The following is an 18987-nucleotide window of genomic DNA, read 5'->3' as shown; positions in this document are numbered from 1 at the left end:
AGGAACCATCCGTGTCGAGCTTCAGATCCCTGCTGAATCCGCTGCTGTGCCTCGCCGCGGCGTCCACACTGTGCGTCGCCGGCCTCGCCCAGGCCGGCGGAGCCGACGTCACCTTCAATGTCACCAACAATGGTTTCGGTGCCTGGAGGATCGATGGCACGGACAATCCTCCACTGACCCTGGAACGCGGCAAGACCTATGCCTTCGCCCTGCAGGGCGTGAGCGCGGCGCATCCGTTCAACATCAACACGATGAATACGACAGGTTCGGCCAACCTCTACAACGACGGCGTCACCAACAATGGCGCGACCGGCTCGACTGTCATCAGCTTCAGCGTGCCGCAGGCTGCGCCAGACAGCCTGCACTACAACTGCGGCAACCACGCGGCAATGAACGGTCCGATCACGATCATCTCCGACACCTTGTTCGTCAACGGCTTCGACGGTTGAACCGCCCCGGGGTCACCCTGCGGCCCCGGAGGTTTTCCGAGTTCCGCGACGACGGCCTGGCTCAGGATCCGAGACGCCGGGCAGCCACAGTCCTTCGCCATGCGCGGATGGATCGGCTGCGCCTAAACTGGGGGTCTCGCCCGCATGGCCATCATGAACGCTGCCGCCCTCGCTGCCTTCCACCCGGCCGTTGCTGCCTGGTTCACCCGCACGTTCGCCGCGCCCACACCGGCCCAGCTCGAAGCCTGGCCGGCGATCCGCGCCGGGCGGCATGCCCTGGTCGCGGCGCCGACCGGCTCGGGCAAGACCCTGGCCGCCTTCCTCGCCACGATCGACGAACTCGTCCGCGAGGGTCTCGGCTTCGGCCTGCCGGCGCAGACCTTCGTCGTCTATGTGTCGCCACTGAAGGCGCTGTCGAACGATATCGCGGTCAATCTCGAGGCACCGCTTGCCGGCATTCGCGAGGAACTCGAGCAACGTGGCCACCTCAACATCGACCTGCGCACGGCAGTGCGCACCGGCGACACACCGGCTGCGGAACGCCAGCGCATGCTCAAGGAGCCGCCGCATATCCTGGTGACGACGCCGGAATCGCTGTACGTGCTGCTCGGCTCGGAGTCGGGTCGGCTCATGCTCGGCGGTGTCCGCACGGTCATCGTCGACGAGATCCACGCCCTGGTCGGCAACAAGCGCGGCAGTCATCTCGCCCTCACCCTCGAACGCCTCGAAACGCTGTGCCAGCGCCGCCTCGTGCGGATCGGCCTGTCGGCCACCCAGGAACCGATCGACGAGGTCGCACGTTTCCTCGTCGGCACCAGCCACGTCGACCGCGACGGCGTGCCGGATTGCACCATCATCGACAGCGGCCACGCACGCACGCGCGATCTCGCCCTGGACATGCCGCCGGTGCCACTGGAGGCGGTCATGTCCGGCGCTGCCTGGGAATTGATCTACGACCGCATCGCCCAGCTCGTCGAAACACATTCGACGACGCTGGTGTTCGCCAACACGCGGCGCATGACCGAGCGCGTCGCCCGCCATCTCGGCGAACGACTCGGCAAGGAGCAGGTCGGCGCACACCACGGGTCGTTGGCCAAGGAACTGCGCCTCGACGCCGAACAACGCCTCAAGCGCGGCGAGCTGAAGGTGCTGGTCGCCACCGCCTCGCTCGAGCTCGGCATCGACATCGGCGACGTCGACCTGGTCTGCCAGCTCGGTTCGCCTCACGCGATCGCGACCTTCCTGCAGCGCGTCGGCCGTTCCGGACATGCGATCGGGGCGATCCCCAAGGGTCGCCTGTTTCCGCTCTCGCGCGATGACCTGGTCGAATGCACCGCCATGCTCGACGCCGTACGTCGCGGCGAACTCGACCGGCTCGAAGTGCCCGAGGCGCCGCTGGACGTGCTCGCCCAGCAGATCGTCGCCGAAACCGGAGCAGGCGAGTGGGACGAGGCCGCCCTCTACGACGCGTTCCGCCGTGCCTGGCCGTATCGCGCGCTCACGCGCACCCGTTTCGACGCGGTCGTACGCATGCTCGCCGATGGTTTCACCACCCGCCGCGGTGCCCGCGCCGGCTACGTCCACCGCGACGCCGTGCACGGACGCATCAAGGGCCGGCGCAATGCGCGCCTGGTCGCCCTGACCTCGGGTGGCACGATCCCCGATACGGCCGACTACGCGGTCGTGCTCGAACCGCAGGGCCAGCCCGTCGGCAGCGTACACGAGGATTTCGCCGTCGAGAGCATGGCCGGCGACATCTTCCAGCTCGGCAACATCTCGTACCGCATCCTGCGCATCGAACGCGGCAAGCTCAGCGTGGAGGACGCCGAGGGTCAACCGCCGAGCATCCCGTTCTGGATCGCCGAAGCGCCGGGCCGCAGTGCCGCCCTGTCAGGCAGCGTGTCGCGTCTACGCGCGGAAATCGAGACACGTCTGGCCGCGCCCTCCCTTGCCACCTCCGCAGGAGCCCGTTCACGGGCGATGCTTCTGGACGACACATCGAAAAGCATCGCCGATGAACCGGCTCCTGCAGGGACATCCGCAGGGATCGCCGCCGCACGCGCGTGGCTGGTACGCGAAGTCGGCATCGACGAAGCCGCCGCGCAACAGCTCGTCGACTACCTCGCACGCGCGCGCAACGCGCTGGGCGCCCTGCCGACGCAGAAGCGCATCGTGCTCGAACGCTTCTTCGATGAATCGGGCGGTACCCAGCTGGTCGTGCACTCGCCGTTCGGCAGTCGCATCAACAAGGCCTGGGGCCTGGCCCTGCGCAAACGCTTCTGCCGTACTTTCAACTTCGAACTGCAGGCGGCGGCGACCGAGGATGCGATCATTCTGTCGCTGTCGACCAGCCACAGCTTCCCGCTGATCGAGGTCTCGCGTTATCTCGATTCGGCGACGGCAAAGGATGTGCTTGTGCAGGCCCTGCTCGACGCGCCCTTGTTCGGCGTGCGCTGGCGCTGGGCGGCAACCACGGCGCTGGCCCTGCCGCGCATCAGCGGCGGGCGGCGCACCGCGCCGCAGTTGCAACGCATGAAGGCGGAGGATTTGCTCGCTTCGGTGTTCCCAGACCAGGTTGCCTGCCTCGAGAACATCGTCGGCGACCGCCAGATTCCCGATCATCCGCTGGTCGAGCAGACCCTGCGCGATTGCCTGGACGAAGCGATGGATGCCGAGGGCTGGCTCGACGTGCTGCGCGGCCTCGAAGGCGGCACGATCGACATCGTCGCGCGCGACCTGCCGGAGCCCTCGCCGCTCGCCGCCGAGATCCTGACCGCGCGACCTTACGCCTTCCTCGACGATGCGCCGCTGGAGGAACGCCGCACCCAGGCCGTGCAGATGCGTCGTTGGAGCGACCCGGAAACGGCCGATGATCTCGGCGCACTCGATGCCGCCGCGATCGATACGGTGCGCGAGGAAGCCTGGCCCGATGCGCGCGATGCCGACGAGATGCACGAGGTGCTGACCGGCCTCGGCTTCATCACGGCCGAGGAAGCGAGCGCAGGCTCCGGTTGGGAACACTGGCTGCAACAACTCGCGCGCGCGGCGCGGGCGACGCGCGTCGAAGTCGCCATGGCGGCGCAGGCCATGCTCGTGTGCTGGTGTGCAGCCGAGCGTCTGCCGGTACTGCGCACGATCCACGCACAGGCCCGACTCGAACCCGTGATCGTTGCGCCGGCGGAGTACGCCGCAGTGACGTGGACGCGAGAGGATGCCCTGGTCGAGCTGGCGCGTGCGCGCCTCGGTGCCCTCGGCCCGGTCACCGCGGCCACACTGGCCGACACGCTCGGTGTCGATGTCGGCGACATCGCCTTTGCCCTCGCCACGCTCGAACGCGAAGGCAGCGTGATGCGCGGAAGTTTCACTCCAGGCGCCACGCACGAGGAATGGTGCGAGCGCCACCTGCTCGCGCGCATCCATCGCTACACGCTGAAGCGCCTGCGCCGCGAGATCGAGCCGGTCGAACCGCGCGACTTCATGCGTTTCCTGTTCACCTGGCAGCACGTGGCCGAGGATGCGCGCATGCGCGGACCGGAGTCCCTGCAGGTGGTGCTGGGACAGTTGGAAGGGTATGAGGCGGCGGCCGGCGCATGGGAGGGTGAGATCTTCGGTGCGCGCATCAGCGACTACAGTTTCGAGTGGCTCGACGAACTCTGCCGCAGCGGTCGCGCGACGTGGACGCGCATCGTCGATGCCGAAGTCGCCGGTCGTGGGCGCGCGGCCGGGCCGGTGCGGACGACTCCGATCGTGCTGCTGCCACGCCGCGTGGTATCGGCCTGGAGCTCGCGTGCGCATCGCACCGACACCGTGCAGACCTCATCGCGCGCACGTGCCGTGCTCGAACACCTGCAAAGCGAGGGCGCCTCGTTCTTCGACGAGATCGCCGCGGCCACGCGCCTGCTCGACCCCGAACTCGAGGAAGCACTCGGCGAACTGGTCGCGCGCGGCCTGGTGACCTCGGATGCCTTCGCCGGCCTGCGCGCCCTGCTGGTGCCGGCCTCGCGGCGCGCTTCCCCGCATGCGCGCCGTGCACGTCGCGCGAGCCTGCTCGGCATCGGCGATGCCGGCCGCTGGGTGCTCACGCACGTGGCCCGCGTGCGCGCAGACGAAGCCGACGACGAGGCGATCGAGACGATTGCGCGTGCATTGCTGCGCCGCTGGGGGGTGATCGCCTGGCGCCTGCTCGCGCGCGAAGCCGACTGGTTGCCGCCGTGGCGCGAGCTGGTGCGTGTCTACCGGCGGCTCGAGGCGCGTGGCGAGATCCGCGGCGGTCGCTTCGTCCACGGACTCTCGGGCGAACAGTTCGCCCTGCCTGAAGCAATCCCGCTGCTGCGCAAGGCTCGCGCGGAACCACGCAACGGGCGTCTCGTGGTCGTTGCAGCAACCGATCCGCTCAATCTCGCCGGCATTGTCACCCCCGGTGCGCGCGTCCCGGCCATGATCGGCACGCGCATCCTGTTCGAGGACGGTGTGCCGGTGGCGACGTTCACGGGCGGCAAGGTCGCCGCGCTCGGCGACGAATCGCACCTGCTGCCGGCGGAATGGACGCATCGGTTGTTGCGGCGCGCGGGCGAGATTCCTCTCCCTTCGCCGTAGGAGCCCGTGCACGGGCGATGCTTTGTTTCGACGGCATCACAAACCAGGAGTATCGCCCGTGAACGGACTCCTGCCGGGATGCATCATGTTTCCTCTCCGGTCAACACCACATCCGCACGCCGACGAGCGAACAGGCCGACGGTGACGATGCCGGGGATCTGGTTCAGCTCGCTTTCGAGTGCGACCGGGTCGGTGATGCGCAGGTGGTGCACGTCGAGGATCCAGTTGCCGTTGTCGGTGACCACGCCATCGCGCCATACCGGCTGGCCGCCGATCTCGACCAGGGCACGGGCAACGTGGCTGCGTGCCATCGGGATCACCTCGATCGGCAACGGAAAGCGGCCGAGCACGTCGACCTTCTTGCCCGGGTCGATGATGCAGACGAAACGCTTCGATGCGGCGGCGATGATCTTCTCGCGGGTCAGCGCGGCGCCACCGCCCTTGATCAGGCAACCGGCAGGATCGCATTCGTCGGCGCCGTCGACGTAGAGGGCGAGCGGGCCTGTTGCGTTGAGGTCGAGGACAGGCAGGCCATGCTCCTTCAGCAAGCGCGTGGACTGTTCCGAACTCGACACCGTGCCCTCGATGTCATGCCGGCGTTCGGCCAGTGCATCGATGAAATGGCGCACGGTCGAGCCGGTGCCCACACCGACGATCATGCCATTCTCGACGTAGCGCATCGCCGCGCGCGCGGCTCGACGCTTGCCTTCCTCGTTGCTCATGCCGCACTCCGCTTTTCCAGGGCCAGGATGAAGTCCCATTGCGCCTTCGTCACCGGCAGGACCGACAGGCGGTTGCCACGCTGGACGAGGGCGAAATCCTCGAGTTCCGCACTCGCCTTGAGTTCGGCCAGCGTGATCGTGCGCCTGAGCCTGCGCTTGAAGCGCACGTCGACCAGCAGCCAGCGCGGCGCTTCGCGCGTGCTGGCCGGATCGTGGTAGTCGCTGCTCGCATCGAACTGGGTCGGATCCGGATACGCTCCGCTGGCGACCTCGGCAAGACCGACGACACCGGGCTCGTCGCAATTGGAGTGGTAGAACAGCACGCCGTCGCCGATCCGCATGCCATCACGCATGTAGTTTCGCGCCTGGTAGTTGCGCACACCGCTCCAGGGTTCGACGCCAACCCTGGCGAGATTCTCGATCGAGAACTCGTCCGGCTCCGATTTCATCAGCCAATAGCGCCTGCTCATGCGCCGCTTCCGGCGGCCGGCTCGCGTTCCCGCGACCAGCAGTCGATCAGTTCCCGTTCGGTGGCGACGTAGTCAAGGCGCACGTCCCAGTCGGTCGGCTCGAAACGTTCGAGTTCCTGCGCGGCATAGCCAATGCCGACCAGCACGGGACTCGTGACCTCGCTGCGTTCGCGCAACGCCGCGAAGGTCGCGTCGTAGTAGCCGCCGCCGTAGCCAAGGCGACCACCATGACGGTCGAACCCGAGCAGCGGCACCAGCACCACGTCGAGCGTACCGCCATCGACGATTTCCACGTCGGCACCAGACGGTTCGGGGATGCCGTAGCGGTTCGGCTCCAGGGCGATGCCGGGGCGCCAGGCGGCAAAACGCAGCTGGCGGGGCGCGCTGATGCAGGGCAGGAAGAACTGCTGGCCGCGGGCACGCAGCGCGTTGACGACATGGTGCAGCGGCAATTCGCCGTCGATCGCCCAGTAACCGGCGATGCGTGGATCGGTCAGGAACTCGGGCAGGTTTTCAAGCGTGCGGACCAAGCCCTCGGCCGCAGCCATGCGCTCGCCGGCACCGAGGCGACGGCGGCGCTCGCGCAGTTCACTGCGCAGGATCGTACGCTCGTCATCCACGCCCGCGACGCCTTCGGAATAGGGGTGGCGTCCTCCGCTGTGCCGATGCACATCTAACGACCTTGAACCATGGGTTCAGGTGGGAGTGCCAACGCGCGGTCATCAGGCTTTCCGCTCGGGGCGGACTTGCACACCGACCGGCGCGAGGCGGTCCCGGGGTCGCTACAGGAACAAGGCAATATGTTGGAATGCGCTGTCGCACACCGCCGAGGACACCGGGAGCTATTGTAGGGACGGCCCCAAACCGGCATCAAGCTTTGAACGCAGGCGTTCGAGCTGCTGCGACAACGAGGACGAATCGCTGGCCACACTGGCCTTGAGGTCGAGCAGTTCGTGGGCGATGTTCAAGGCGGCAAGCACGGCGATGCGGTCCAGTCCACCGCCACGGTTGGCGCTGGCATCACGCAACTCACGCAACTTGCGGTCGAGGTAGAGCGCCGCGTTGAGCAGACTTGACCGCTCCTCCGGCGCGCAGGCGATGAGGTACTCGCGGTCGAGGATGCGGACGGAGACGGGTTCACTCATCCCTGGTTCTGCTCCAGCGATTTCAGGCGGCTGATCATGGCCTCGACGCGTGTGCGCGCCTGCTCATTGCGGGCAATCAGGCTGGCGCGCTCGTTGGCGAGCTGTTCCTGACTGTGGCGCAGGCTGCGGTTCTCCTCGCCGAGACGCCGGCACAGCTCGACCAGGCGCTCGACGCGCTCGCTGATCTCGGCGAGGACTGGCAGGTTGTCGGAACCGGGCGCGGACATGGCGGGGAATATATACCGGAACCAGCCATCAGAGAGGAATGCCGCGCCGTGCGCACAGGAAGGCGAAACAGTCGGCGGCCGACAGCGGCCGGGCCAGCCAGTGGCCCTGGATCTCGTCGCAGCCTTGCTCGCGCAGGTACTCGACCTGCTCGGCGATCTCGACGCCCTCGGCGATGACGTTGAGGCCGAGCGAATGCGCCATGTTGATGATGGTCGCCGTGATCGCCTCGTCGTCGGGGTCGGTGGTGATGTCACCGACGAATTCCTTGTCGATCTTCAGGGTATCGATCGGCAGGCGCTTGAGGTAGGCGAGCGAGGAATAGCCGGTGCCAAAGTCGTCGATGGCCAAGGTCACGCCCACCGCCTTGAGCTGGCGCAGCGTGGTGATCGACTGTTCGGCATTGGCCATGACCATGCTTTCGGTCAGTTCGAGTTCGAGCTGGCTCGGCGCGAGGTCGCTGGCGGCAAGGATGTCGCACAGACGCTGGATCAACTGGCCGCGCAGCAGCTGCGGCACTGAAACGTTGACCGACATCGAGATGTCACGCAGGCCGGCCCGATGCCAGGCGGCGAGCTGGGCACAGGCCTGTACCAGCACCCAGTCGCCTATCTCGATGATCATGCCGGTTTCCTCGGCGATCGGGATGAACGTCGCCGGAGAGACCTGACCGAGTTCGTCGCTGTGCCAGCGCAGCAGCGCCTCGACACCGGTGATGCGGCCATCGAGCAGGGACAGCTTGGGCTGGAAGACGAGGCTGAACTCCTGGCGATCGAGGGCGCGGCGCAGCGCACCGACCATGGTCGCACGCAGGCGTGCCGCGGCATCCATCGATTCGGTGTAGACCATGTAGGTCTTTCGCCCGCGCTCCTTGGCCTGATACATCGCGGTGTCGGCGTACTTGATGAGGTCGGTCGGCGTCTGCCCGTGGTCCGGGTACAGGCTCACCCCGATCGAGGGCGAGATGGTCACGTCCTGGCCGTCGTCGAGTTCGAGCGGGCGCTCGAAAGCGCTGATCAGCTTCATCGCCACGCGTTCAGCCTCGGCGGCGTCGACCAGATCCTCGAGGACCACGGTGAACTCGTCGCCGCCGATGCGCGCCACGGTGTCGCCGTCGCGCACGCTGTCGCGCAGACGGCTGCCGGCGGCCTTGAGCATGCGGTCGCCGGCGGCGTGCCCCATCGAATCATTGACATGCTTGAAGCGATCGAGATCGAGGAACAGCACGGCGACCTTGCGCGCCCCGCGACGTGCGCGCACCACGGCGTGGCCGAGGCGTTCGGCCAGCAGGGTACGGTTGGGCAGGCCGGTCAGGGTGTCATAGTTGGCCAGGTAGCGCAGTTCCTGCTCGTTGCGCTTGCGCTCGGTGATGTCGGTCAGCACCTGCACGAAATGCGTGCGGTTGCCATGTGCGTCGCGTACTTCGGTGGTCTGCAGCCAGGACAGGAATTCCTCACCATCCTTGCGCCGCTGCCACAGCTCGCCACGCCAGTGGCCTTCGCGCAGGATCGCGTCGCGCAGGGCCTGGTAATGCTCGGGTGAGTGCTGCGCGCAGTTGAGCAGGGCAGCCGAGCGGCCGCGCACTTCCTCCTCGCTCCAGCCGGTCATCGCGGTGAAGGCTGGGTTGACCGAAATGAAACGGAACTCGAGATCGGTGACGGTGACCGCCTCGCCGATACTGCGGATGACTTCCTGGGCGATGCGACGCTCACGCTCGGCCTCGCGCGAGGAGGTGATGTTGCGTGCAGTGCCGCAGATGCGCAGCGGCCGCCCGGCCTCGGAGCGGTCGACGATCTTGCCGCGCACGAGCATCCAGATCCATTCGTCGCTTCCGATGCGCAAGCGCAACTCGGATTCGTACAGCGCGGTGCGTCCAGTGATGTGGTCATCGAGACGCTGCGCCATCGCGCGCTGGTCGTCCGCATGCACGTACGTGCGCAGCCAATCGTAGATCAGGAACTTCTGTTCACGCTGGGAGCCACGCGTCACGTCGGCGTTCAGGACTGTCAGCGCGCCGCTGTCCATGTCGAGATCCCAGAATCGGTCGCCGGATCCCCAAAGGGCCAGGCGCAAGCGGTTCTCGCTCTCCTGGAGTTCACGGTGGTGGTGTTCCCGGTCGGCACGACGGCGGCGCAGCACCGCCCAGCCCAGCAGGCACACCAGCATCGCGGCGACGGCATAGGTCAGCTTGGCGAGACCGGAGGCCCATGGCGGCGGCGTGACCATCAACGGCACCGAGGCGCCTTCTTCGTTCCAATAGCCATCGTGGTTGCTGGCCTTGACGCGGAACAGATAGCGGCCGGCATCAAGGTTGGTGTAGGTCGCCTCATGGCGAGTGCCGGCATCGATCCAGTGCTCGTCGAAACCTTCCAGGCGATAGCGGAACCGGTTGCGTTCGGGGTCGGCAAAGTCGAGTGCGACGAACTCGAAATGCACGCTGCGATCGTTCGCACGGAGCACGGCCGTGCCGTCGATGCCGCGCCTGGACGCTCCCTCATGTCCGGCCCGTACATCGGTGATGACCACCGGCGGCACGAAGCGGCTGGCGACGACCCTGCCCGGGGTCAGCAGGTTGACGCCGTCGATGCCGCCGAACGCGAGCTCCCCGCTGCGCAGGGCGCGGACTGCGGCACCATTGAACTCGAGGGCCTGAAGGCCATCCTTGAGACCGAAATCCTTGAATTGCTTGTTGGCCGGATCGAACGAGGCGATGCCGCGATTCGAGCTCAGCCAGAGCCGCCCCATCGCGTCCTCGAGAATGCCGTAGATGGTCGCATCCGGCAGGCCATCGGCGGGCAGGAAGCGAGTGAAACGTGGTGCTTCGTCGGTCAGGCCAGCGAGGTGATTGAGTCCACTGTGCGTGCCGACCCAGAAGCTGCCGTCGGCAGTCTCGTGCACGCTACGCACGATATCGCTGCTCAGCGAATGCGGGTCGCCGGGAATGTTGCGCAGCACGCGCACTCTGCCACTCACCGGATCGATGATGTTCAGGCCGCCTGCGCTGCCCGCCCAAATGCGCCCCTGGCTGTCCTCGAACAACGAGAGCACGCGGTCGTGGCTGAGGCTGGTCGGGTCGCCATCGCGATGGCGCCAACGGGTCGCCGCACGGCTTCCGGCGGCATAGCGCACCACGCCATGGTCGTTGGTGGCGAGCCACAGGCTGCCGTCGCGGGCGAGCAGGAGCGCGCGGCGCGGTCGACCGCCGGCCATCGATTCGTCGCCGAACTCGTCCGGCAGCACTTCCACCGTGCCACGCGCCGGATCGAGCAGGCCGACGCCCATGGCACCGGCAAAACCGATGCGGTTGCCCGGCATCAGCACCAGGGCTTCGATCGACTGAGCGACGTCGGGCGCGAGCCCGAAAGCGTGCGCAACCGGCTCGTCGAAGTACTTGAACTCATGCCGGCGTCGGTCGTAGCGCTTGATCCCGTCACCGTCGGTGGCGAGCCAGAGATGCCCCTCGCCGTCCTCCACGATCGCACGCACATTGTTCGAGGCCGCCGATGTACGCGCGGGATTGGTGTCGACGACATAGCGGAACGTGGCGCCGGCCGGGTCGACCCGACTGATGCCAAGCGAGTCGGTGCCGACCCAGAGCAGGCCGGAGTTGTCGACGAACAGCGTGGTCACATCGTCTTGCTGCAAGCTGCCGGCGAGATAGCGGCTGGAGCGTATGCGGTACTCGCCGGGGCGATTCGGGTCGAGCACGACGAGGCCTTCACCGGCGGTACCAACCCACAGGCGCTCCAGCCGGTCCTCGGCAAGTGCGGTGATGCGTGCCTTGCCCCTGTTCATCCAGACCCGACGAACCGCACCGTTGGTGTCGACCCTGTACACCGCATCCGGCGTCGCCACATACGGCACCTGGTCGTGTCCGACGGTCAAGGCATTGACCAAACCGATCATGCCCTTGCCAACGCGCTCGGCACGCGTTTCGCCCTTGCCTACACGCCACAAGCCATCGGAGCTGCCGACCCACAGATTGCCGTCTGAGGTGCGCAACAACGCCCGCACGGCAATGTCCGCACGCAGCTCGATCCGCGAGCGCGTCGCGCTGGCCGGGTCGAGCAGCTCCAGTCCGCCACTACTGCCGATCCACAGCCCGCGTCCCGGTTCGAAATCGACCGCCATCACGGACTCGCGTTCGTTGCGCGAGGGCTCGCCGTCGGCCAGGCTGAACCGCTCGAAACGGCCGCTGCGCGGATCGAATTGCGCCACTCCGGCCGAGTACGTGCCGACCCACACACGACCATCGGCATCCTCGTCGATAGCGACGATGATGCTGTGCGGCAGGCTATCGGTACGGTTGACGTCGTGCTCGAAGCGGCGGAAGCGATAGCCGTCGTACTGGTGCAGTGCGCCTTGCGTGCTGACCCAGAGGAAGCCGGTGCGGTCCTGATGGATGGCGCGTATCGAGTTCTGCAGCAGGCCCGATTCCTGGCCGAGTCGGTCGAAGTAATATGCGCGCTCGTGGGCGGCAAGCGGCAGGGTTGCACTGGCGAGCAGCACGCAACCGAACCAGCGCAGCCATCGCGCCGACACGAGCCACACCCCCCGTAGCCACCGCCCGTCGCTCATGTCAGCGCGCGCTTCCCCTGCTCCGAAAGACGCCCACGCGCCCGCCTCCGAGTTTAGGGATGGTCCGATCCGTCCCGCAACGGCACCGCCGCCCACACTGGCGCACATCCAGGACCTTGGCACGGGTCGGCTCGGTCGCCATCGCTGCATCGCGATGTGCCAGAATCCGCTCGGCCCTTGCGCTCACACTCCATGCCCGAACACCTGACCCACGACGAACTCGGCGAAACGATCACCCGCCTGCGCATCGGTGTTGGCGCCAGCGACCTGCACGGCTCGCTGACTGGCTATCTGTGCGCTGGAGGCGATGCCGGCGCCAGCGCCTGGCCGGAAGCACTCGAACTCGATCCGAACGGCGATGGCTGGAACGGCAACCCCATCGTCGGACGCCTTTACCACCTGTGCCGCCAGCAACTCGAGGACGATGAATTCGCCTTCGAACCCCTGTTGCCCGCTGACGAGCGTCCGCTCAGCGAACGCGGCGATGCGCTGGTCGAGTGGTGCCGTGGCTTCCTTGGCGGCATCGGCCTCGCCGGTGCGACTGCAACGCGATCCCTGTCGGACAATGCCAGCGAAATCCTGCGCGACCTCGGCACGATCGCCGCATCGCGTTTCGACTACGACGGCAGCGAGGGCGACGAGGCGGCCCTGATCGAAGTGCTCGAATTCGTGCGCGTCGGCGTGCTGCTGCTGCACGCCGAACTGCGCGAACCACTACGTGGCGGCGTCACCGCGGCCAGCAGCAGGCGCCTGCATTGATGCGCGCGATGTCGATAGAATGCCGGTGCCGCGCCCGGTACGCCGTACGTCTCCGCATCCGATGATCCAGGCCAGGGAATTCACCCGCCGTCGCCGCCAGCTCATGCGTATGGCCGGCCGCGATGCCATCGTCGTTGTGCCGGCCGCACCGGAGCGCGTGCGCAGCAACGACGCACACTATCCGTACCGGCAGGACAGCGACTTCCACTACCTCACCGGCTTCCCCGAAGCCGAGGCCGTGCTCGCCCTGATCCCCGGCCGGGAGCAAGGCGAGGCCATCCTGTTCTGCCGCGAACGCGACCCCGAGCGCGAACGCTGGGACGGTACGCGCGCCGGCCCGGAAGGCGCAGTCGAACGATACGGGTTCGACGACGCCTTCCCGATCGCCGACATCGACGACATCCTGCCCGGGATGATCGAAGGACGCTCGCGCGTCTACTACCACTTCGGCCGCGATACCGATTTCGACCTCAAGCTGATCGGCTGGGTCAACCGTGTGCGCGCGATGGTGCGCCAAGGCGCAAAGCCGCCGCACGAATTCGTTGCTTTGTCACACCTGCTGCACGACCTGCGCCTGTACAAGTCGCCGGCCGAACTGCGCCTGATGCGCCGCTCCGCGAAGATCGCCGCCGAAGCGCATGTGCGAGCGATGCAGGTGACGCGGCCCGGCCTCAACGAACACGAGATCGAGGCCGAACTGCTGCATACGTTCCGCCGCCACGGCGCCGTGCCGAGCTACGAGCCGATCGTCGGCGGCGGGGCCAACGCCTGCGTGCTGCACTATCGCGCCAACAATGCGCAACTCAGGGACGGCGACTTGCTGTTGGTCGACGCCGGCGCCGAATACGCCTGCTACGCCTCCGACATCACGCGCACCTGGCCGGTCAATGGCCGCTTCTCACCCGAGCAACGCGCGCTGTATGACATCGTGCTCGCCGCGCAGGATGCGGCGATCGCGGCGGTGCGTCCCGGCCACGCCTTCGATGCCTACCACGAGGCTGCGGTGCGCGTGATCGCCAAGGGCCTGATCGCGCTCGGCCTGCTCAAGGGCCCCCTCGACAAGGTGCTGCGCGAACACAGCTACCGGAGTTTCTACATGCACAAGACAGGCCACTGGCTCGGCCTCGACGTGCACGATGTCGGCGACTACCGGATCGACGGCGAGTTCCGCCTGCTCGAGCCCGGCATGGTCGTCACGGTCGAGCCCGGCATCTACATCGCCCCCGACCTCAAGCAGGTGCCCGCGCGTTGGCGTGGCATCGGCATCCGCATCGAGGACGACGTCGTCGTCACCCACGGCGACCCGGAGGTGCTGACCGGGGCGGTACCGCGCGATCCGGACGAGATCGAAGCGCTGATGGCAGGAAGGCCGTGATTCGCGCTGCGTGAACGATAGCCCCCGGGATGCCCTGACCACGAATCAGCGCGCGGTCACCCCCGTACGTTCAGCTCATCCTCGATGTCGGCGCCGACAAGCACTTCCGGTCGCTTCGCGCCCGCGTACCGCCTCGCCCAGTAGCGCTCGGCCAGGCTGCTCACGCTGACCCGCTTGCCGCTCGATGGCGCATGGATGAAGCGACCATCGCCCAGGTAGATGCCGACATGCGAGACGCGCTTGCCCTCGGTGCGGAAAAACACCAGATCGCCCTCGACAAGCCTGTCGCGGTCGACCTTGCGGCCTGCCTGGAACTGCGCCGCCGAGCTCGCCGGCAACTCGACGTCGAGGCCCTGCTGGAACACATAACGCACGAAGCCACTGCAATCGAACCCGGTCGACGGTTCGCGTCCGCCTCGGCGGTAGCGGATGTCGCGCAGCCCCTTGGCCAAGCTGGTGATCAGCGCGCGCGGCGCGAACGAAGGCAACGCATCGTCGGCGATCTGCGGAATCGGCGCGACCACACCGGCAATGCCTGGATCGACGCGCCACTCCGCCAACGCCTCGAGCGCACGCACGCTGGAAGCCCAAGCGAGGCCGGAAGCCGCGACGAAAACAATGGCGATGATCGTGGCAAGGCGGCGTGTCGGCATGCTTGGGCCTCACGGGTCGGGTCGAACAATCGGGCACTGCCCGGGCGGCGGGCCGCGGGCGCGGCGAATGTAATGGCCACGCCCCCGGCGATTGTTCAAAACTCGTTAGACTCGCCCTGATCCATCCCGTTGTCGGGCATCACCCCAGCCTTGGACATCCGGCCGTGACCCGCATTATCGCTTTCGTTGGCCTGCTGGCGTTGGCCACGCCGCTGTGCGCCGCTCCGCTCAAGCTCGACGAGGAAGTGCTGTTGGTGCCGACGGTCGCGCGTGATGCGGGTGACGGTCGCATCATCGTGCCGGTCGATGCCTGGGTACACGAGCACGAGCCGCGGCGTGGCGCGATGGCCCTGTTCGCGCGCTACCTCGCCCTCGACCTTGACGAGCTTCCCGCCGAGGAGCGCGCACGCTTCACCGCGCGCACGCAGTTGTTCCGCGTCGATTCCGAACGCGGCAAGGTGCTGCGGGTGGGCTTCGCCGATGGTCGCGAAGCGACGTTGCCGCGCACGCGCGGCGATGGGCGCAGTCGCGCCGAGGTCGAGATCGACGCCGCGCTCGTCGATGCGCGGGGGCGGATCGAGTACGAGGTTCTCATGCCGCCGGGCGATGCGCGTCGGCTCGCGGGCCGTGTCCTGCACGTGCCGGCAGAAGGCCTTTCGATCGTCTCCGACATCGACGACACGATCAAGCACTCGCAGGTGCGCGATCGCCGTGAACTGCTGCTCAACACCTTTCTGCGCCGGTTCATTGCCGCGCCCGGCATGGCCGCGCGCTACCGCGAACTGGCCGCGACGCCATCGACACGCTTCCACTATGTCTCGGCGAGCCCGTTGCAGTTGTTGCCTGCGCTCGACACGTTTCTCGCCGAAGCAGGATTTCCGGTCGGCAGCCTGCACCTGCGCGAGACGACGTCACTGACCCGCCTGTGGCGCAGTGATTCGCGCGCGCACAAGCATGCGGCCATCGAATCCCTGCTGCGTGACTTCCCGCGCAGGCGCTTCGTGTTGGTCGGCGATTCGGGGGAGGCGGATCCGGAAATCTACGCGGATCTCGCGCGTGCACATGCACAACAGATCGCCGCCATCGCAATCCGCGATGTCAGCGGCGAGGGTGCCGATGCCGAACGCTACCGGACGACCTTCGCCGGCCTCGATCGCGACCTGTGGCAGGTGTTCACCACTGCCGACGAATGGCGGATCGAAGCCGCTGCCGATTGATTCACGGGGGCACGCCGGTCGACACAACGAAGAAGGGGTGCCGAGGCACCCCTTCTCCGGTCCATGAGGCAAGCTGTCGATTACGGATCGACCGGGTCGAACCCGTCGGCGAAGATCTCGTCGGTCAACGTCGCGCAGGCATTCACCGTGATGTCGTCGACATACCAGCCTTCCTTTGCCACCGAGCTGTCGGTGCCCAGACGGAAGCGCAGATTGATGGTCTGCCCGGCATACGGACCGAGGTCGACCAGTACGGGACCAGCCGAGTACGGCAGGGCAGGATCGTCGCACCAGGCCGGCGCGCCAGCCAGCGGGTTGCCGAACGAGGAGCTGATCGGGCCACGGTAGGAAGCGCCGCCGATGATGTTCGCCGCCGGCACTTGCGTGAAGCTGGCACCACCATCGGTCGATACTTCGAGGATGCCGCCGTCATAGCAGGCCGTGTTGCCGCTGCGCTCGATATGGCGCCAGTTGTGGAAGCTCAGGGTGAGCGGGTTCTGGTCGCCCGGCAGAATGATCGCCGGCGATATCAGGCGTTGGTCGCTGGCCGCGGCGATGTTCTCGGCATACCAGGCATAAGTGCCCGAATTCGGTCGCGCGAGGCTGCGTGTCCAGGTCTGCGCGCCGACACTGCCTGTCGTGGTCCAACCGTTGTCGCCGCCTTCGACATCGTCGCTGAACAGCGTGATCGCGGCCTGGCTGTCGTCGCACTGGCCCGGGGCAACCGCGGTCTTGAAGCTCCACTCGGCCGAGGTGGGTGCCGTGCCGCAGAAGTTGCCGGGGGTGACCCGCCAGTAGTGCACGGTGTTGGCCGCCAATGGCGTGCTGACCGTGTAGCTGGTGCCAGTGACGAGCTGGTCGATCAGGGTAGTGGCGAAGAACGGGTCGGTCGACACCTCGAGGCGATATTCCTGGGCATCGCTGCCGGCACTCCAGCTCAGGGTCGGCGTGTAGCCGATGCCGACCGCGCCATTTGCCGGCAGGCTCGGCGTCGCTGCACCCGGTGCGACCACGCTGAGGCCGAACGGCACGATTTTCTGCAGGCTGTCGCCGCCGGCACTGCCAGTAATGAGCAGCGCATGGTTGCCCGCCTGCGCCGAGGCGAGATTGCCCACCGTCAGCACGGAACTACCGGGCGCGGTGACCGGATTGGTCGAGAAGGCAACCGTGCTGCCGGTTGGTGCTCCGCTGGCCGCGAGAGTGACCGCGCCGCTGAAACCGGTCTCGGCGCCGACATCGATGTCGATCGTCGCGCTGCCGGCCGATGCGCAGATGCCGATGCTGGCCGGGTCGACGGCGAGCGTGAACGGCGCCAGGCCCCGGCCGTCGAAGCTGTTCGTGCCGGTGTCGTCGGGGTCGAGCCAGGCCTTGAGCTGGCTGGATGCGCTGCCGCCACCGTTCCACGAGATATTGGTCCAGCCATACCAGTCCGAGCGCGTATCCGTGCATGAGGCATAGCCGCCGTGGAGCTGGCCGACGATGCGCTTGTTGGCCGGGTTGTAGATCGGCGAGCCCGACGAGCCGCCCTCGGTCGTGCCTCCCTGCCAGGTGAACACGCGCAGGTGCGTGCCGTTGCCGGGCGAGGTCGTGCCGAGATAGCTGGTCACGGTCAGCGGGTCGTGGGCGAAGCTGATGCGCTTCTCCTCGACTCTCGGATGGTGGATGCCGACGGTACTGGTGGGCAGCGTGGTCGTCGCGTCGAGACCCGACCAGTACAGGTTGAAGGCCGGATCGACCGGTGTCTGGGTCTCGACCAGGGCGAAGTCCGAGGCCGCACTGTTGGCGCGCAGGGTGACGCCACTGCTGAACTGTGCGCGACTGCCGTCACCGGCGCTGCCGCTGGCCGAGGAGCCGGGTGGACGGCAGGTCGAGTTCTGGTAGTTCCAGTAGATCACGACCGAGTTCTGGTTGCCGGACGAGATCGAGCAGTGATTGGCGGTCAGGAAGTACGACTTGCGATCGCCGCGCACGTTGTTGACGAGGGCACCCGAGCAATAGTCGACGCCGCTGATCGAGTAGGCACCGACCGAACGGATCTGGTCGCGCCAGCCATCGCCTTGCGGACAGACCACATCGATGTTGCAGGAACCGGAGCGGATGGCCAGTGGATTGTTGAAATCGGTGAAGCCCGCATTGACCGAACCAAGTTCGAGCTGCAGCGAGTCGCGGCGCTCCTTCGGCACGGACACCGTGAGCACGACCTCCTCGCCTTCGAGGAGTGGTGTCCACAGCTCGAGGTGCTCGCGATTGTCGACCTCGGTGAACGGACGGATGTGCGCGGAGCGGTCGGCGTTGTGGATCGTCAGGCTGCCGCCCTTGGGCATGGCATAGCGCTTGAAGCCGAGGTTCAGTGACACCGCGCCAGGGACGCGGATGCGCAGCTCCCAGGAGTCGATGCCATCGGCCGCCGAAGTCCAGCGGCCCGCCTTGGCCGGATCGATCGATACCGCGAACGGTTCGGCAAAGCGCAGCGGCTCGCCGGGTTTCCAGTCCTGCAGGTGGCGCGCGATCAGTTCGCCGACCGGCAAGGGTGGCCCAACCAGCGTCTGTGCGCCATCGACCGCGCGCTCGACCCTGAACTCGGCAGCAGGGTCGCGTTTTTCCGGCTGCGCCGACGCGCCGACGGAGATTGTGCCGATGGCGATGGCCAGCAGCATTGCCGCTGGGCGGCGATGACGGATTGGTTTCATGCGGTCCTTTCCTTTGCGCGACCAAGGCCGTGATCGCCACCGGGATGGGCGTGCTCCGCAGCCGACTGGCCTCGTCGTACCCCTGCATGCGGAACTGCCAGGTACCGA

At 67.1% G+C, this 18987-nt stretch carries 13 protein-coding genes and 1 other RNA gene; 5 read left to right on the top strand and 9 right to left on the bottom strand.

Going from position 1 to position 18987, the window contains the following annotated elements; genetic code table 11:
* The first annotated feature begins 11 nt into the window (after positions 1-11).
* Together KF907_RS05085 and KF907_RS05080 are read left to right on the top strand one after the other, a co-directional pair.
* Entirely contained in the window at positions 12-449 is a 438-nt protein-coding gene (locus KF907_RS05085) for a hypothetical protein (RefSeq protein ID WP_291218793.1), read from the top strand.
* Between the two features lie 153 nt (positions 450-602).
* The gene (locus KF907_RS05080; protein ID WP_291218791.1) at positions 603-5045 is read left to right on the top strand and encodes a DEAD/DEAH box helicase; all 4443 of its coding nucleotides are present in this window, start codon (positions 603-605) and stop codon (positions 5043-5045) included.
* A gap of 83 nt (positions 5046-5128) precedes the next feature.
* Here KF907_RS05080 and rpiA read toward each other — a convergent pair whose 3' ends face one another.
* From rpiA to KF907_RS05045, 7 genes are all read right to left on the bottom strand, one after another.
* Complete coding sequence (gene rpiA, locus KF907_RS05075) at positions 5129-5767, bottom strand: ribose-5-phosphate isomerase RpiA (RefSeq protein WP_291218790.1); 639 nt, start codon at positions 5765-5767, stop codon at positions 5129-5131.
* On the bottom strand, positions 5764-6237 hold the full coding sequence (locus tag KF907_RS05070; protein ID WP_291218789.1) for an EVE domain-containing protein: 474 nt from the start codon (positions 6235-6237) through the stop codon (positions 5764-5766). Before KF907_RS05070 ends, rpiA begins: the two co-directional genes overlap by 4 nt.
* Complete coding sequence (locus KF907_RS05065) at positions 6234-6857, bottom strand: 5-formyltetrahydrofolate cyclo-ligase (RefSeq protein ID WP_291218788.1); 624 nt, start codon at positions 6855-6857, stop codon at positions 6234-6236. Before KF907_RS05065 ends, KF907_RS05070 begins: the two co-directional genes overlap by 4 nt.
* Positions 6858-6884: 27 nt before the next feature.
* Positions 6885-7072: non-coding RNA, 6S RNA (gene ssrS, locus KF907_RS05060), on the bottom strand.
* 7 nt (positions 7073-7079) lie between these two features.
* Positions 7080-7382, bottom strand: coding sequence for a cell division protein ZapA (locus tag KF907_RS05055; protein ID WP_291218787.1), 303 nt, complete (start codon positions 7380-7382; stop codon positions 7080-7082).
* Positions 7379-7609 (bottom strand): TIGR02449 family protein, encoded by a 231-nt coding sequence (locus KF907_RS05050; RefSeq protein WP_291218785.1) that lies wholly within the window; start codon positions 7607-7609, stop codon positions 7379-7381. Before KF907_RS05050 ends, KF907_RS05055 begins: the two co-directional genes overlap by 4 nt.
* Positions 7610-7637: 28 nt before the next feature.
* The gene (locus KF907_RS05045; RefSeq protein WP_291218784.1) at positions 7638-12149 is read right to left on the bottom strand and encodes an EAL domain-containing protein; all 4512 of its coding nucleotides are present in this window, start codon (positions 12147-12149) and stop codon (positions 7638-7640) included.
* 213 nt (positions 12150-12362) lie between these two features.
* Between KF907_RS05045 and KF907_RS05040 the strand changes: the two genes are divergently transcribed.
* Both KF907_RS05040 and pepP read left to right on the top strand, forming a co-directional pair.
* The gene (locus tag KF907_RS05040) at positions 12363-12944 is read left to right on the top strand and encodes a UPF0149 family protein (protein WP_291218783.1); all 582 of its coding nucleotides are present in this window, start codon (positions 12363-12365) and stop codon (positions 12942-12944) included.
* 61 nt (positions 12945-13005) lie between these two features.
* Entirely contained in the window at positions 13006-14319 is a 1314-nt protein-coding gene (pepP, locus tag KF907_RS05035) for a Xaa-Pro aminopeptidase (RefSeq protein WP_291218781.1), read from the top strand.
* A 56-nt stretch (positions 14320-14375) separates the two neighbouring features.
* Here the strand turns inward: pepP and KF907_RS05030 are convergent, their stop codons facing one another.
* On the bottom strand, positions 14376-14972 hold the full coding sequence (locus KF907_RS05030; protein ID WP_291218780.1) for a C40 family peptidase: 597 nt from the start codon (positions 14970-14972) through the stop codon (positions 14376-14378).
* A 164-nt stretch (positions 14973-15136) separates the two neighbouring features.
* On the opposite strand from KF907_RS05030, the gene KF907_RS05025 reads away from it, so the two are divergent.
* Complete coding sequence (locus KF907_RS05025; protein ID WP_291218779.1) at positions 15137-16189, top strand: App1 family protein; 1053 nt, start codon at positions 15137-15139, stop codon at positions 16187-16189.
* A gap of 80 nt (positions 16190-16269) precedes the next feature.
* Here KF907_RS05025 and KF907_RS05020 read toward each other — a convergent pair whose 3' ends face one another.
* On the bottom strand, positions 16270-18879 hold the full coding sequence (locus tag KF907_RS05020; protein ID WP_291218778.1) for an immune inhibitor A domain-containing protein: 2610 nt from the start codon (positions 18877-18879) through the stop codon (positions 16270-16272).
* Between the last annotated feature and the right edge of the window lie 108 nt (positions 18880-18987).

The sequence above is a fragment of the Dokdonella sp. genome, from assembly GCF_019634775.1.
Classification (GTDB): domain Bacteria; phylum Pseudomonadota; class Gammaproteobacteria; order Xanthomonadales; family Rhodanobacteraceae; genus Dokdonella.
The sequence above is the reverse complement of the archived record's forward strand: the minus strand, read 5'-3'. Positions and strand labels throughout refer to the sequence as shown.